Raw genomic sequence first — 15415 nt, forward strand, 5'->3', positions numbered from 1 at the left:
GCAGTCCGCCTAATTTTATTCGCATTTGCAGGAAATTTTATGAAAAACGTCATCCGTATCAGTATACTGGCCTTGCTGTTAGCGGGTAAGGCCAGTTTTGCCGAAGAGGGCAGCAATAGCTTTGCCAATCCCGTCAGACTGACGCAAACCGCTGCCGTGGACTTGGCCGCCAGACAATTGAACCAAGATAGCCATAACCGGGTCTTAGGGGCTGAAACCGAGCAGATTGATGATAAACAAGTCCATGTCATTCGGGTCTTGACTACCCAGGGCCATATCCGCCATTATAAATTTGATGCCGAAACCGGCCAATTACTTAACTAAGTTTAGGTTAACAGACTATGCGCATTCTGGTTGTTGAAGATGAAGTGATCCTATGTGAACAGATCCAGCACTTTTTTGCCGAACGGGGCTTTGCGGTCGATACCGCCCATACCGGCGCCGACGGTTTTTATATGGGCAAAGAATTCCCTATTGACGCGGCGGTGATCGATATTGGCCTGCCGGATTTTTCGGGTATTGAGCTGATTAAACGCCTGCGCAAAAACAAAGTCACCATCCCGATCCTGATTCTGACGGCGCGGAGCCGCTGGCAGGAGAAAGTCGAAGGTCTGGAAGCGGGGGCGGATGATTATCTGGTCAAACCGTTCCATTATGAAGAAATGCTGGCGCGTATTAACGCCCTGATCCGCCGTTCGGCAGGGCAGGCACATCCAGTATTGACCCATGACAATATCGAACTGGATACGGTCGCACAGGAGGTCAGTGTCGCCGGCGTTAAATTGGAACTGACCGCTTATGAATATAAAGTTTTGGAATACCTTATGTTCCGTAAAGGCGAGCTGATTTCCAAATCGGTATTGACGGCGCATATTTATGATGAGGACTTCGACCGCGACAGCAATGTCATTGAAGTGTTCATAGGCCGATTACGCAAAAAGCTTGACCCGGACGGTAGCCGTAAACCCATAGAAACCTTGCGTGGCCGCGGCTACCGTATCCCCCTGACTTCCTGAGCCTGAACTTTGCGCCTAAAATCTTTAAGTTTCCGTCTCTTAGTCGCCGAAGGCTTGGCGCTGACCGTGTTCTTTGGCTTGGTCGCCATTATCCTTGAGCAAGGTTTCCGTGACAGCGCCGAGCAGGCGCTGCAAGAGCGCTTGCAGGTGCAAATTTATTCCTTATTGTCTTTGGCGGAAATTAATAATGCCGGACAATTGAAGATGCCCGACTATTTGCCCGAACCGCGCTTCAGTAACCCAGGTTCCGGCTTATATGGGTTTGTCCAGCAAAAGCAAGGCGAGGTGCTGTGGCGCTCTACCTCCGGCTTAGGCTTGGATGTGATCAGCCCGCCGCCGCTTAAGGTCGGCGAATCCTTGTTTGCCTTTGATAATCATGGCAGGTATGTACTGCATTATGACGTGGTGTGGCAAAACGTCTCCGGTGTCGAGCGGGAATATATTTTTACCGTCGCCGAAGATGCCCAATTCGTCAGCCATCAAATCGAACACCTGCAAAAAACCTTGCGCATCTGGCTGCTGTTTATCGGCATTGTTTTGGTGACTATCCAGTTTGCCCTGTTGCGCTGGAGCCTTAAGCCGTTGCGCAGTATCGCCACCGATTTGGCGGCGATAGAACATGGCACCAAAACCCATTTGGATGGCTCCTACCCTAGCGAACTAAAAGGTTTAGTAGGGAATCTGAACGCCTTTATCAGTATTGAGCGGGCGCATCTGGAACGCTACCGCAACAACCTTGCCGACCTTGCCCACAGCTTAAAAACCCCGCTCGCCATTTTGCGTGGCTGTGCCGAAACATTCAGCTCCAATACCGACACGGTCAAAGAGCAGATTTCGCGGATGGATGAGATTGTCGAGTACCAATTGCACCGCGCGGCCGCCAAAGGCCAGCATAAAGCCATTAAAACCGTAGATTTGCCGGTGATTGTCAATAAGATTACCGCATCGCTTAATAAAGTCTATCTCGACAAAGGCATTACCATTGCCGTAGCGATACCCGACTCCTGTTTAATCTATTGTGAAGAAGGCGATTTATACGAAATTGTCGGCAATCTGCTCGACAATGCCTGTAAGTGGTGCCGGCAGAACGTCAAACTGAGCGTGTCTTTAAATGTCCGCAATAACCGCCGCAACTTTTCCGTCCAAATACAAATCGAAGACGACGGCCCAGGCATTCCGTTAGGCAAATATAACGAAATTCTCAAGCGCGGAGTGAGGGCGGATGAAAATATCCACGGGCATGGCATCGGCATGAGCGTGGTATATGAATTAGTCACACTGTTAGGCGGCAAACTGGAAGGCGGCAAAAGTAACGCCTTAGGCGGAATGCGCTGGAACGTGTATTTCCCTTAAATCCGGTTACCCCCTCCCCTATTTATCCGTTTTTGTGGCTCCACGAGATTGAAAGACGAAAACACCACGATGACCGTAGCCTTTTTGCGCCGCCGCCAAAATTAACAGGTACGGCAGAGCAAAGGCTTACGTTTTACAAGTTAAAACCAATCATTACAAGAGGATAAAAATGACTACCCTATTTGAACCTATCACGGTTGGGGCACTGACGCTGCCTAACCGGATTATCATGGCACCACTGACCCGCTGCCGCGCCAGTGCCGGAAGAGTGCCTAATGCGCTGATGGCGGAATATTACACCCAAAGGGCGGGAGCAGGACTGATTTTAAGCGAAGCGACCTGCGTTTCCGCACAGGGCGTAGGGTATCCGAATACCCCCGGCATTTGGTCGGAAGAACAAGTCGAGGGCTGGAGCAAAGTAACGAAAGCTGTACACGCGGCAGGCGGGCGGATTTTTTTACAGCTATGGCATGTCGGCCGGGTTTCCCATCCCGATTATCTCAACGGCGACTTGCCCGTCGCACCCAGTGCCCTTGCGCCACAAGGCCATGTCAGCCTCTTGCGGCCTTTGCGGGATTTCGTGATACCAAGGGCGTTAGACACGGCTGAAATTCCCCAGATTATCGAAGATTATCGTCAAGGGGCGGAAAACGCCAAACAAGCCGGTTTCGACGGTGTCGAGCTGCATGGCGCCAATGGCTATCTGCTCGACCAGTTTTTGCAGGACAGCACCAATAAACGTAATGACAGTTATGGCGGCCCAATAGAAAACCGTGCCCGTTTGCTGCTGGAAGTCACCGATGCCGCGATTGCAATCTGGGGTGCAGGTCGCGTTGGGGTGCATCTTGCGCCTAGGGGTGATGCCCATTCCATGGGCGATTCAGATCCCTTGAGTACCTTCGGTTATGTGGCCGAGCAATTAGGCCAGCGCGGCATCGCCTTTATTTGTACCCGCGAATCCCTAGGCGAAAACCGCATCAGTCCGGCCTTAAAAAAACGCTTTGGCGGCGTTTTGATCGCCAATGAGGGCTTTAACCGCGAAACCGCCCAACAGGTGGTTGCCGCCGGAGAAGCAGACGCGGTGGCTTTTGGCAAAGACTTCATTGCCAATCCTGATCTGCCCCGCCGCCTGCAACTGAACGTGCCGCTCAACCCCTATCACACCGAAACGTTCTACAGTTCCGGGTTGCAGGCACCTGAGATAGGCTACACCGATTATCCTGATTTGGTGGCGGAAGCGGGTTAAGATTAGTCCAAGAGCAAGCGCAACATCAGAGCTAACAACATGTCGGTACAACGCGAAACAATTACCGCGCAAATGGAAAGTAGGGTTAAAGTCCAAAGTTGAGTCCGGCAAGTTTTATGACCATACCAAGAGAAGATCGATTACGGCAATTAAAAAAGGCTTTTATCTAAAAAAATATAAAAGCCTTACTATTTTTTCTCATAATTAAGGAACGATAATTTGTAGCCTAACAGAACTCTCCCCAGTTAGTATTTAGCTCATAAAACGGGTATATTTCTAAAAATCGGCCTAAATCCTGTCCAATTACAAAGATTCATTCCAAGCTGAAGCTCTTTAATCTTATTTATTTTCACCCCTGAAACCGCGAAATCTAATTTTATATCTGATGTATCATTCGGCGAAAATGCCATATCAAATTCACCATTACTCACATGGTTGCCGCGGGTTGTTTGCGCTAGCAAATACTCATTATCGCCATCATCTCGAATATTGCCTGGGAATGCAGAATTTCTGCAAATCCCAGCACATTGAGCCGCCCTAATAGACAAGCATCGCTGTGTACTTAGGGTATTTGTGACTTTTAAAACACATCGTAAATTTTGACCTTTTAAAGAACAAGAGCTTAATTCAAAATCAAAACCATGATCCGTTACGGTATTCGCTGAAGAAGTTCCAAGTGCTTCGGGTTTCTTTCCTTTTTCCAATAAATAGTCTTTTATACAACTTCTTATCTCATTAAATTCTTGTTTCTTATCCCCATCGGGCAAATCAACAGTATCTAGATTTTTTTTAGTTATATTAAGCTTCCCTTTCCCATCAATATTTTTTATAGATATAGTTCCATTTGCCTCAGTCATGAATTCAAAACTACTTCCAACGAGACAAGCCCCCTTAACTAATTCTAAATCTTCTTTAGTAAAATCAATATCTGCGTGGCATGTAAATGCCAATATAGCCAAAAAAAACCCTACTAATCCTCTTTTTTGTATTTGCATGTAATTGCCTCTTTAAAATGTTTTTTGTTAGCAAATTAGCATAATGTTAAAGAAATTATTCCAATTTTGTAAAAAATACCCCCCCTTCCTCCTCGCCTGCGCCTAAAGCCTAATCCACAAAATAATAAATAGCCCCCAACAACGGTGTCCGGGGGTTCAGCGACACCTTAACCGACACCTTATCCAACAGCCCGGCAAACCGCCCTTTAGCTTTAAACGCCGCCAAGAACCCGCCCTTTTCAATTACGGGCAGTATCTTCGGGGCGATGCCGCCGCCGATAAACACCCCGCCTATCGCCAAGGCTTTTAAGGCCAAATTACCCGCTTCCGCGCCGTACAACTCGACAAACAGGCGCACCGCTTCGGCGCACAGGGTATCTTCGCCGCTGACTCCCAAACGGGAGATCACCGCATTACGGTCTATGCCCGCCTCGTGGTCATCAATTTCCGGCACCGCCAAACAAGCAGTGGCGAAATCGTGTTCGCACAAAAAATCATACAAATGGCTAAAGCCGATGCCGGAAATCAGCCGCTCACAACTGACGTGCAACGGATAGATTCGGCGCAAATAGCGCAACAAATCATCCTGCTGTTCGTTTTGCGGGGCAAAATCGCAATGCCCGCCTTCGGTCGCCATCGGCAGGTAACGGCTGCCGTCCCAATATAAAATCGCCTCACCGAGGCCGGTACCGGCGGCAATGACCGCGATATTGCCGATTTGGGCTTGGGCGTTAGGGTTCAGTTCCAGCAACTCGCTATCCGGCAAATGCAGCATACCCAAGGCCATCGCTTCCAAATCGTTAAGCAGTTTGACGTGTTCGGTACCTAACAACGTTTTTAAGGCCGCCCCGTCCAGTAACCACGGCAAGTTGGTGGTTTGGCAACGTTGCTCGACCACGGGGCCGGCGACCCCAAAACAGGCGGAACTGATGGCCGTTCCGGGGGGGATAAATTCTTTCAGAATATCGGTAAACTCCAGATAGGCCAAACTGGAAAAGGTCTGCTCCTGCCTGCAAACCAAGGCTCCTGCCGCGTCTTTGCTTAATAAGGATAAAACGGTTTTGGTTCCACCTATATCGCCTGCCAGTATCATACGTTTGCCTCTTCTTTAGGTAAGCTATTATTATTGAGTAAATGTACCAGCGCGTCTAAAATGCCGTTGGCGACCCGATGCGGCGGCAGTTGGTAAAATGCTTGCCAAGCAATCGACACATGTTCTTCGTAATGGTCCTGGTGCAGCGGGTGCGCTTGCAGCCAGCAAATCCGCACGGCATGGCCGATAATGACATCGGTCACTAGCGTATCGTTAATATAAACCGAATTGGTATGGAAAATCGACGCAATGGCCTTAATCGCCTCCACCGTCAGTTGCCGATACACGGGCGACTGGATTTTGTTCAGCAAATGGCTGACATGTATCTTAAAACTTTGTTCACCCGATGTCATTTGCGAGAGGATAATCTCGCTGTCCAAGCGGCGTTTGCTGTTGAGCTTTTCACCTATCATCAAGCCGCTGCAATGGTGCAGGATAGTCCAGACACTGGCAAAAAAGGCATCATTCTCGCGCCCGACGCTGCCTTGCCGCTCACGCCAGTCATACCAATCGGCATTGCCGACATGGTCTTGCGCGTCCATCGCCTTAGAAAACCGCGCCTGCCCCAAATCCGCACAATCGCCTTCATGGTTAAGGGCTTCGACTTGGCTTAGCTGGCTTTCGGTATTGCTGTAATCGGCCAAGGTTTCGCGGACTTTTTGCGAAAGCTGGTAAGGCGACAAAAACAGAATATCGTTAAACGCTTGGTCTAAAGTGCCGCCTGTTTCGCGTTTTTGCCTGACCAAGATCAATTGCAGGATATGCCCTACCCTGACCGTGTGCATGTCGGCAAACAGCTCCGGTTTGGATTTGATTAACATGCCCAAATAGATAATCAGCTCTTGGATAATAATCAGCTCGCTGGCATTGTTATTATTGTAGGTGCGGATAATCTGCAAAATCTCCCACGAATCGGTGGGGCGGCTCAAGGTGGCGCGGCCACTGTAAGCGCGGCCTACGGTCAGCAAATGCTGGCGCACCAAAATATCGGTCGCCGCCTGCTCCAGATTGATGTCGTATTTGCCCAGCAAGCCGGCACAGCGCCTGACCACATACCACGCATGTTGGTCGCCGGCCCGTTGGTAAATTTCTTCCAACAAATCCCGCACTGTGCCGTTGGGCTGATCGGCGGCAGTCAATTTAGGCGCGTAGTCCAAACCGTGGCGCAGCCCCAATTGGCTTAGCACCTCCAATTGCACATACAAATTGCTGTTAACCCGAAGCTGTTCCAGCAAAGCCTTATCGTCACTGATTTCCCAAACCGTTAAAAACAGTGTGTCTAAAGGTTGGGATTCTTTCGCGTCAAACGGCAGGACATCAAAAAAAGGCCGCTCGCTTTCCTGCCAAGTGGCTTTGGAAAACTCGAAGTCATGCAGATAATTGATTTTTTCTTGGTTGGAAGTCGCCGTAAAATCGCCAAGCAAACCTAAGGTGATCGGCACTTGGTTGACCGTACCTTGTTGCAGTTCTTCGATAAAATCAATCAGCACTTGGCGGTTATAGCTTTCCAGCATATTGTGCTTAATGGTAATCACCACCAATGGATTTTTGGGCTTATCCCAATGCTTGTAAATGTACGACAATTCCAAGCGCAGGCGATCTATCAGCAAACGGTTATCCATCGCCAAATAAAAGCCTTTTTGGTTAAGGAATTGCGGCAAGAACACCAACTTCTCGCCGGACAGGCTATACAGCTTAGAAGTTGACAAGGTGCGTAACTGCCGCAACGGGCGGCCTGTCAGCCCGTAACAGTCATTCCGGCCGACATGGGTATAGGCCGCCGCCAGTTCGCTGGCATCGCGGATTTGGATCGGCGACACTTCGGCGAGGGTTTGGGTTTGGATGCCACAAGCCAGCAAATCATTTTGGACACTGCCGTCCTGCGCCACCAAAGCAATCTGCAAACGGTAGTCTTGGCGTTGGCTGAGCATCTTATAACGGCCCAAGGGGTCGATGTCGTCAATACCGAGCAAGCCGTCTTGGATCAGGCTACCTAAAATAAACAAGCTTTGCGCCCATACCAAAGGGATATTTTCGTTAGGCACACGGGTTTGGCTATTAGGTTGGGCTTTTTCGGCGGCAATGGCTTCTTTAGGGACGATATACAGTTCCGGCAACAACTTCTGGCCGTTATGTTCGACCAGCAAGCCTTCCAGCTTGGCGCGGTATTCCGCCGCCGCGTCAGTATCGCCAGAAAACAGCTTATTTAACAGCAAATAGCTGAAAAACAGCGGCCACTCACACTCAATGTGCATAAACTGCTTCAGCTCCTGCGGATTATAATGCAGGCGCTTACTGTCTTCGATAACGGTTTGGTGGCCGTCCAATAAAAAACGCTTGCAACCGTAACGGCCTTGTAACTTATCGCAAATCAATTTTTCGGTCTTGTCACGGATTGCCTTATTTTCGACCGCAAAAGCCGGAAAACCGGTAATGCTCAGCACCGCCGAATCGGCTTCTTTCGAAATGGACTCGCGGGGCAGCAAGGATTCTAAAGTAATGCGGGTACGCGCAATGTCATCACTGATGACATGCACCACCGAGGCCTGCCCACCGCCCTTACCGAACAGGTTAAAGCCTGACATCACTTCTAAAGCCGCTTTCGCCATGCCGATGGAACTGGCGTTCAGTTCGGCAATGCCGTGATTAATCTTATTGCCGCGCTCCCAAATACCATAGTCGGGGGTGCGGTAAGTCCGGCTAACATAATGCACCAAATTTTGCACAAAATTGACTTCGTCAATCGTAAAGACAATACGCAGGCCAGATGCCGTCATTTGCGCCAGCATCAGCAAAAATAAAGAAGTGGCATCCAATTGCAAATGCCCCCACTCATGGTCACCGACCACCACCGCTCCGGTTTTGGTGTCATACTTGGCATGTAAGGCATCTAAAGGGTTTTGTGTGTGCTTGAATTTTTCCACTTTCGGGGCTTGGCGCATCATCGCCGCCAACAACCCCCGCATCAGCTTAACCACGCTCTGCTCCAGCAAATAAGCGCGGCCCTTATTGGGATTATCCGGCAAATCTTCAACCCGCCTATAGGCCAACCCCAACCCCCAGACCGCCAAAATGCTGTACACATTGTCCCTGACCCAAGCATCGGTATAATTGCCATGGGCGGTGACCGCCGTACTGGCAGGCAATAAACCGCTGATCCAATGTTGACGGCTCAGGATAATATCCTGTACTTGCTGGAAATAAGGCTCTAACTGCTCAAGCTCAACAGATTGCTTCATCTTTTATAGTTATAGTGGTGTATGGAAGATTAACGGGATAAATGCAGATATTATGCCAAACTTAAAAGCCCAACCCAATCAGGCCAGACGCAAGGACGGCAGCCGACATCCCTGTTTTTTGCGCGTAATCCCTTACCTTTACTCTGCCTATAGGCCATTAGCGTAGCCTGCACCGCCCCTAGCACACCACGCCAGACAGCGTGTCGACGCACCAAGATAAACAGGCTATTGCACTGAAAAAGACCATAAAATCGACGGTTTGACCAGCATTGCGTACCCTATTACTAGCAAAGCCAGCCACCGCCGTGTGTTTTTCTAAAAATTCCAACCCTTCTATAAAGTTGGTTCGCTTATTGCTTTTGCTTTTTATCAATTCCAACGCCAATCAGGAGCAAATTAATGACTGGAAATGCCGCACGCGTCCAAGCGATCCAAACCATCACCAACCGCCAACCGATGCCCCCTAAAGCACCGTCTTCTTTGGACAGCTTATGGGCCAGTGATGTTTTTACCTTAAATAAAATGAAAGAAAGCTTACCTAAGGAAGTTTTCAAATCATTGAAAAAAACGGTTGAAACCAGTTCGGAATTGGATGTCTCCATTGCCGATGTTGTCGCGCTCGCCATGAAAGACTGGGCCTTGTCAAAAGGCGCTTTATATTATGCGCACGTTTTTTATCCGCTGACCAATGCCACTGCCGAAAAGCACGACGGTTTCATATCCGTACAAAGCGATGGCTCGGTCATTTCCGAATTCAGCGGCAAAGTCCTGGTACAAGGCGAGCCGGACGGCTCCTCTTTCCCTAACGGCGGTATCCGTTCGACGTTTGAAGCGCGTGGCTACACCGCGTGGGATGTCACCAGCCCTGCTTTCATCATGACCACCGATAACGGCGCGACGCTGTGCATACCCACGGTGTTCGTGTCTTGGACTGGCGAAGCGCTGGATAAGAAAACCCCGCTGTTACGCGCCAACGCCGCCATGAACAAAGCCGCCAAACGGGTGTTGTCACTGCTGGGCCATACCGACATTGCTCCGGTTAATTCCAGTTGCGGTGCGGAACAAGAATACTTTTTGGTCGATGCCAACTTCGTCAGTGGCCGCCCTGATCTGTTACTGGCCGGACGGACATTATTTGGCGCTTCCCCCGCCAAAGGCCAACAGTTTGATGACCATTATTTTGGTGCTATCCCTGAACGCGTCCAAGTCTTTATGCAGGATGTCGAAGAACAACTCTATAAACTGGGCATCCCCGCAAAAACCCGCCATAACGAAGTGGCTCCCGGTCAGTTTGAAATCGCGCCGTTTTTTGAATCTGCCAACGTCGCCACCGACCACCAGCAACTGCTGATGACGGTACTGAAAAATACCGCGAAAAAACACGGCTTAGTGTGCTTGCTGCATGAAAAACCTTTTAAAGGCATAAACGGCTCAGGCAAACACGTCAACTGGTCAGTCGGTAACGCCACCCAAGGCAACTTATTAGACCCAGGCTCCACCCCACATTCCAACACCCAATTTTTGCTGTTCTGCGGAGCGGTTATCCGGGGTGTGCACAAATTTGGCCCTTTATTACGCGCCGCCATCGCCACCGCCAGCAATGACCACCGCTTAGGCGCCAACGAAGCACCGCCAGCGATTATGTCGGTCTATTTAGGCTCACAACTGGATAACGTGTTCGAGCAAATCAGCAAAGGCGAAATTACCGGCTCCTTAAATGCCGGAATTATGGATTTGGGCATCAAAACCCTACCGACCTTTAACAAAGACGCTGGCGACCGTAACCGCACCTCACCGTTCGCTTTTACCGGCAACCGCTTCGAATTCCGCGCGGTCGGTTCCGGCCAATCAGTAGCCGGCCCTTTAGTCGCCATGAACACCATGCTGGCCGATTCGCTGAACTGGGTTGCCGATGCGCTAGAAACAGAACTGGCTAAAGGTGCGACCTTAGATGCCGCTATTTTGGCGGTATTGAAAGAAATCATCGACAACCATGGCGCGGTCGTGTTTGGCGGTAACGGCTACTCCGCCGAATGGCATAAAATGGCGGTTGAAGAACGCGGCTTAAGAAACCTGCGTACCGCCGCCGATGCCCTGCCCGTTTTGAAAGAAAAACCGATTGAAGCATTGTTTGAAGGCTTAGGTGTGCTGTCGCCCGTCGAGTTGGCCAGCCGTTTCGACATTTATGCCGAGCAGTATATTCTCGCGATTGAAGTGGAAGCCAAACTGGTCGTCAGCATGACCAAAACCGGCATTTACCCGGCAGTCGTCAAATACTTGGCCGAGTTGTCCAGTACAATCAGCAGTTTAAAATCTAACGGCGTTGAACTTGGCAGCGAAACCCTGATCAAAATCTCCACGCTACTGAATACTCTAATGGCAACCGTTGACAAACTCAGCACCGCTATCGGCCAACACGACTTTGCCGACACCGAAGCGCACATGCAGTTCTGCGCCCAAACCATCCGCCCCCTGATGGATGAAGCCCGCAGCTACGCCGATGCTTTAGAAAGCGAAGTCACCGACGAATTATGGCCGTTCCCGACTTACCAAGAAATGTTGTTTATTAAGTAGTAACCGCTCTGGCGCAATGCTAGGAAATCCCGCCTCTGTATAGCACAGGACTTTGGCTGTTTGACCAACTGCCAAAACCCTGGCGCACTCTAAATGCCTCAGTGAACGGCTTGCCCAACTGCCCAGGTTGGTCAAGCCGCCTCCTAATTTAAGAAAAAAGCGCCGCTAATTCGTGCTTTTCCTTAGCTATTGCATTAAACTGGCTAGCAATCGGATCAGTTGCCCAACTGATTTTACCTGCATTACCCCTCTTTACGCGGAATTCCCATGTCCCAACTTACCCCTGAAGGCCAACAAATCATTAATGCCATCGCCCAACGTTACCATTTTAGCGTCGATGCGGTGCTTAGCATGTTGCAATCGGTGCAAAACGGCAACGGCTCTATGGCCCAGTTCAGCCACCCCGAATTCGGCGGTTCCGGGCAATGGATGCGCGGCGGCATGACCATGATCGGCGATATGTTCAATAATGGCCTCAAAAACAGCGTCAGCAATTTGTGCCAAGAATTGTCCACGCTCTTGGCTAACCAAACGGCGATCTGGCAACCCCCTACCATCCAAAGCCAAGGCCATGGCCATGGCCAAAACGTCAGCCTGTTTGCCGCTTCGGCGGGCGGCAATTGGTGGCCGCAGGGCTTGATGAACCCGAACAGCACCGGCTCGCAAAATCACATCCGCTACGCGTATTTTGCCTCTATCCGCCGTTTAGCCATTGAAGCTAATGGCCACGTTACCCTTTACGACACCTTAGACCACCAGATCGGCGGCTTTTCCCAGCAACAATCGGGCGGCAGCTCGGTCACGTTCAACAGCCAATACGGCATGGTCGATGTCCAAAACTTACCCGTCATCTCCATAGATAATGTTGCCGTTACGCCGTCCGGCAATACCGCCAACCTACCGCCCCTGCCCACCGCCCCGGCACAAACCGCACAAGAGGGCGATATTTTTGCAGCCATTGAAAAACTGGCCGGATTGCGCGATAAAGGTATTGTCAGCGATGCGGAATTCAGCAGTAAAAAAGCCGAATTATTAAGTCGCCTATAGGCAAAACGGTTGGCAAAGGCGATGAATAAAACTTGGTAAAATGCCATAAAACCCTTAAAATGCCCACGAAGAACAATGTTTCTTAGCGTTCTTAATTATTTCAACTACTTAACGTAACGTTTCGTGAAAAATAAATTTTATACCTCATTGTTGATAGGTGTCGGTTTAGTCATAGCAAGCACGTCTAGCTATGCCAAACCCGCTCATGCCAGTGCTAAAAAAAGCCCGGCAGCGGTGGCCAAACCAGGCCGTAAGCATAGCGTCATCGCGGTTAAGCAAAGCGAGCCACGAGTACGCCCTACAGCCAGTGCAGCGGCGACTAAACATGCCCAAGCCCGTGTGCCCCAGCATAGCGCCACGCTAAAACACGCCGCTTTCCGCCCCAGCAGCCACGCGCTGATACCGGCCAAACACGCGTTCTTGCGCCCGCAAGCCGCCCATACCTTACGGCCACTGCTGTCGCAACTAAAGCGTGGCCATGCCATGCGTGATGTACCCTATACGCAAAAACGCCTGTTCAACCACAGAAGAACTCCGAACGCAGGCCGCCGGCATCTGGAAGCCATAGTGCCGCCTTTAGTCACTATCCCGCACATCCCCTCAAACAACCAATTTCTCCAAACCGAGGCAGATGATGATGCACAACGCCAATTGGCACAACCCGCCGAATGGGTTGACCAAAATCCATTAGCCACGCCAGAAACCGCCGAAATGGCCGCGCTTGAACCGCTAGCGCCCGCGAATGGCGCAATGCAGGCCTCGTTTAACAACAACAGCTTCGCGGAACCTAGCGAAACCAACACCCGTATCCATTCGTTCCTACCGAACAAACAGCCGTCAGAAAACATTGACAACGCTCCTCCGGTAGACAACGGCCCGCACGACTACACCACCACCCACGGCGTGATCACCTCGTCATTGGCCGATGCTGGGATGGAAGCCGGTTTATCGGAAGCGCTGACCGACCAACTGACGCATATTTTCGCGTGGGATATCGACTTCGCCACCAACCTACATGTCGGCGACGAATTCACCGTCCTCTATGAAAGCGATGGCGCAGACGGCGAACAAATAATCGCCGCTGAATTTGTCACCGAAGGCCGTGTCATGACCGCCGTGCGCTACCAAGACCGTGACGGCAACGTCAACTATTACACGCCCGAAGGCAAAGCCATGCGCAAGGCCTTCTTAAGTACGCCCGTGGATTATGCGCGGATCACCTCGCATTTTAACGCCAACCGCCGCCACCCCATCCTTAACCGCATCCGCGCCCATAAAGGGGTCGATTACGCCGCTCGTATCGGTACGCCCGTCAAAGCCGCAGGTGACGGCACGGTCACCTTCATGGGCCGGAAAGGCGGTTACGGACAAGTCGTCATCCTCCAACATGGCGAACACTTTGAAACCGTCTATGCGCATTTGTCCGACTTTGGCCGCTCCCTGTTAGAAGGCGATAGCGTCAGCCAGGGCGATGTGATCGGTTATGTCGGCCAAACCGGCTTGGCGACCGGGCCGCATCTACATTATGAATTCCGTGTCGACGGTGTCCACCGCAACCCCGAAACCGTCAGCTCCGGCGCCTCCCGCAATGAGATGGCCTTAAATGGCTATGCTTTGCGTGACTTTAAAGACCAGACCAAAGTCGCCGTCGCGCAACTGTATTCTGCCAAAGCCAAGTCCTTATTTGCCAAAAACCAACCCAACTACCGCTAATGCCTGACTATTACATCGGCTTGATCTCCGGCACCAGCATTGACGGCATTGATGCCGCCCTGGTCGATTTCAGCGGCAACCACAGCCGATTAGTCGAGTTTGAATACCAGCCCTTCCCTGCGGCGCTAAAAGCCGCCATAGCCGCTATCAGCGCCGCCGATGCCGCCGTCCCGCTCAAAACTTACGGCGCACTTGACCGGCAACTCGGTGGCCTGTTTGCCGAAACCGTCAACGCCTTACTGGCCAAAGCCCGTTTGCCCGCCGCCGCCATCACAGCTATCGGTAGTCACGGCCAAACCGTCTACCATGCCCCCAACGGCGACTATCCCTTTACCCTGCAAATCGGCGACCCTAATGTCATTGCCGAACGCACCGGCATAACCACCATCGCCGATTTTCGCCGCCGAGACCTAGCCGTTAACGGCCAGGGTGCGCCGCTAGTACCCGCATTCCATCAAGCCGTGTTCAGTGTCCCTGGCGAGCCGCGCTGTATTATCAATATCGGCGGCATCGGCAACATCACCCTCTTACCCGGCAACAACCACGATCCGGTCATCGGTTTTGATACAGGTCCTGGCAACGGCTTAATGGACGAATGGATAGAGCACCACCAAGGCCAACGCTATGACCAAAATGGCGCTTGGGCAAGAACAGGGCATATCCAACCCGATTGGCTGGCGGCTTTAAGCACCGACCCCTATTTCCGACTTCCGCCACCGAAAAGCACCGGGCGCGAGTATTTCTCCTTGGCATGGCTGGAACAGTCGGTAGACCCTACAGGCTACCGCCCCGAAGACATCCAAGCCAGCTTGTGCCAACTCACCGCCCAAACCCTAGCCGACGCCATCCAACACTACGCCCCCGCCACCCGCCAAGCCATCGTCTGCGGCGGCGGGGCGCATAATAGTTATTTGTTGGAACTGTTGGCGCAACAACTGCCCTGCCCGGTACAGTCCAGCGCCGCTTTCGGCATCCACCCCGACCATGTCGAAGCAATGGCCTTTGCATGGTTGGCACGGCAAACCCAACTGCGTTTGCCAGGCAACCTGAAAGAAGTGACCGGCGCCGATAAAGCGGTGGTCTTAGGCGGGATTTATCCGGCTTGCTAGCAGATAACGTCCCTTAATGACGTTATCTGC

At 51.3% G+C, this 15415-nt stretch carries 11 protein-coding genes; 8 read left to right on the plus strand and 3 right to left on the minus strand.

Annotation, left to right across the window (positions count from 1 at the left end; all coding sequences use genetic code 11):
* Window positions 1-39: 39 nt before the first annotated feature.
* The 4 genes from CEK71_RS11050 (at window position 40) to CEK71_RS11065 (ending at window position 3615) form a co-directional block, all read left to right on the plus strand.
* Window positions 40-324 (plus strand): PepSY domain-containing protein, encoded by a 285-nt coding sequence (locus tag CEK71_RS11050; RefSeq protein WP_103973258.1) that lies wholly within the window; start codon window positions 40-42, stop codon window positions 322-324.
* Between the two features lie 17 nt (window positions 325-341).
* Window positions 342-1016 (plus strand): response regulator transcription factor, encoded by a 675-nt coding sequence (locus CEK71_RS11055; RefSeq protein ID WP_088619438.1) that lies wholly within the window; start codon window positions 342-344, stop codon window positions 1014-1016.
* A gap of 9 nt (window positions 1017-1025) precedes the next feature.
* Window positions 1026-2369, plus strand: a complete 1344-nt coding sequence (locus CEK71_RS11060; RefSeq protein WP_088619439.1) for an ATP-binding protein — start codon at window positions 1026-1028, stop codon at window positions 2367-2369.
* Between the two features lie 169 nt (window positions 2370-2538).
* Window positions 2539-3615 carry an alkene reductase gene (locus CEK71_RS11065; protein WP_088619440.1) on the plus strand — a complete coding sequence of 359 codons (1077 nt, stop codon included), beginning with the start codon at window positions 2539-2541 and terminating at the stop codon, window positions 3613-3615.
* Between the two features lie 257 nt (window positions 3616-3872).
* Here CEK71_RS11065 and CEK71_RS11070 read toward each other — a convergent pair whose 3' ends face one another.
* The 3 genes from CEK71_RS11070 to CEK71_RS11080 form a co-directional block, all read right to left on the minus strand.
* Window positions 3873-4610 (minus strand): hypothetical protein, encoded by a 738-nt coding sequence (locus tag CEK71_RS11070; RefSeq protein WP_088619441.1) that lies wholly within the window; start codon window positions 4608-4610, stop codon window positions 3873-3875.
* Between the two features lie 109 nt (window positions 4611-4719).
* On the minus strand, window positions 4720-5703 hold the full coding sequence (gene glk / locus CEK71_RS11075) for a glucokinase (protein ID WP_088619442.1): 984 nt from the start codon (window positions 5701-5703) through the stop codon (window positions 4720-4722).
* Entirely contained in the window at window positions 5700-8942 is a 3243-nt protein-coding gene (locus CEK71_RS11080; protein WP_088619443.1) for a glycoside hydrolase family 15 protein, read from the minus strand. Before CEK71_RS11080 ends, glk begins: the two co-directional genes overlap by 4 nt.
* Window positions 8943-9341: 399 nt before the next feature.
* On the opposite strand from CEK71_RS11080, the gene CEK71_RS11090 reads away from it, so the two are divergent.
* The 4 genes from CEK71_RS11090 to CEK71_RS11105 all read left to right on the plus strand — a co-directional run bounded on the left by CEK71_RS11090 (window position 9342) and on the right by CEK71_RS11105 (window position 15385).
* Window positions 9342-11516 carry a glutamine synthetase III family protein gene (locus CEK71_RS11090; RefSeq protein ID WP_088619445.1) on the plus strand — a complete coding sequence of 725 codons (2175 nt, stop codon included), beginning with the start codon at window positions 9342-9344 and terminating at the stop codon, window positions 11514-11516.
* A 267-nt stretch (window positions 11517-11783) separates the two neighbouring features.
* Entirely contained in the window at window positions 11784-12563 is a 780-nt protein-coding gene (locus tag CEK71_RS11095) for an SHOCT domain-containing protein (RefSeq protein ID WP_088619446.1), read from the plus strand.
* 123 nt (window positions 12564-12686) lie between these two features.
* Window positions 12687-14276: a M23 family metallopeptidase gene (locus tag CEK71_RS11100; protein WP_232463810.1), complete on the plus strand. Its 1590-nt coding sequence runs from the start codon at window positions 12687-12689 to the stop codon at window positions 14274-14276.
* Window positions 14276-15385: an anhydro-N-acetylmuramic acid kinase gene (locus CEK71_RS11105; RefSeq protein ID WP_088619447.1), complete on the plus strand. Its 1110-nt coding sequence runs from the start codon at window positions 14276-14278 to the stop codon at window positions 15383-15385. Before CEK71_RS11100 ends, CEK71_RS11105 begins: the two co-directional genes overlap by 1 nt.
* Window positions 15386-15415 lie beyond the last annotated feature (30 nt).

Origin of the sequence: Methylovulum psychrotolerans (genome assembly GCF_002209385.1) — a bacterium.
Taxonomy (GTDB): Bacteria; Pseudomonadota; Gammaproteobacteria; order Methylococcales; family Methylomonadaceae; genus Methylovulum; species Methylovulum psychrotolerans.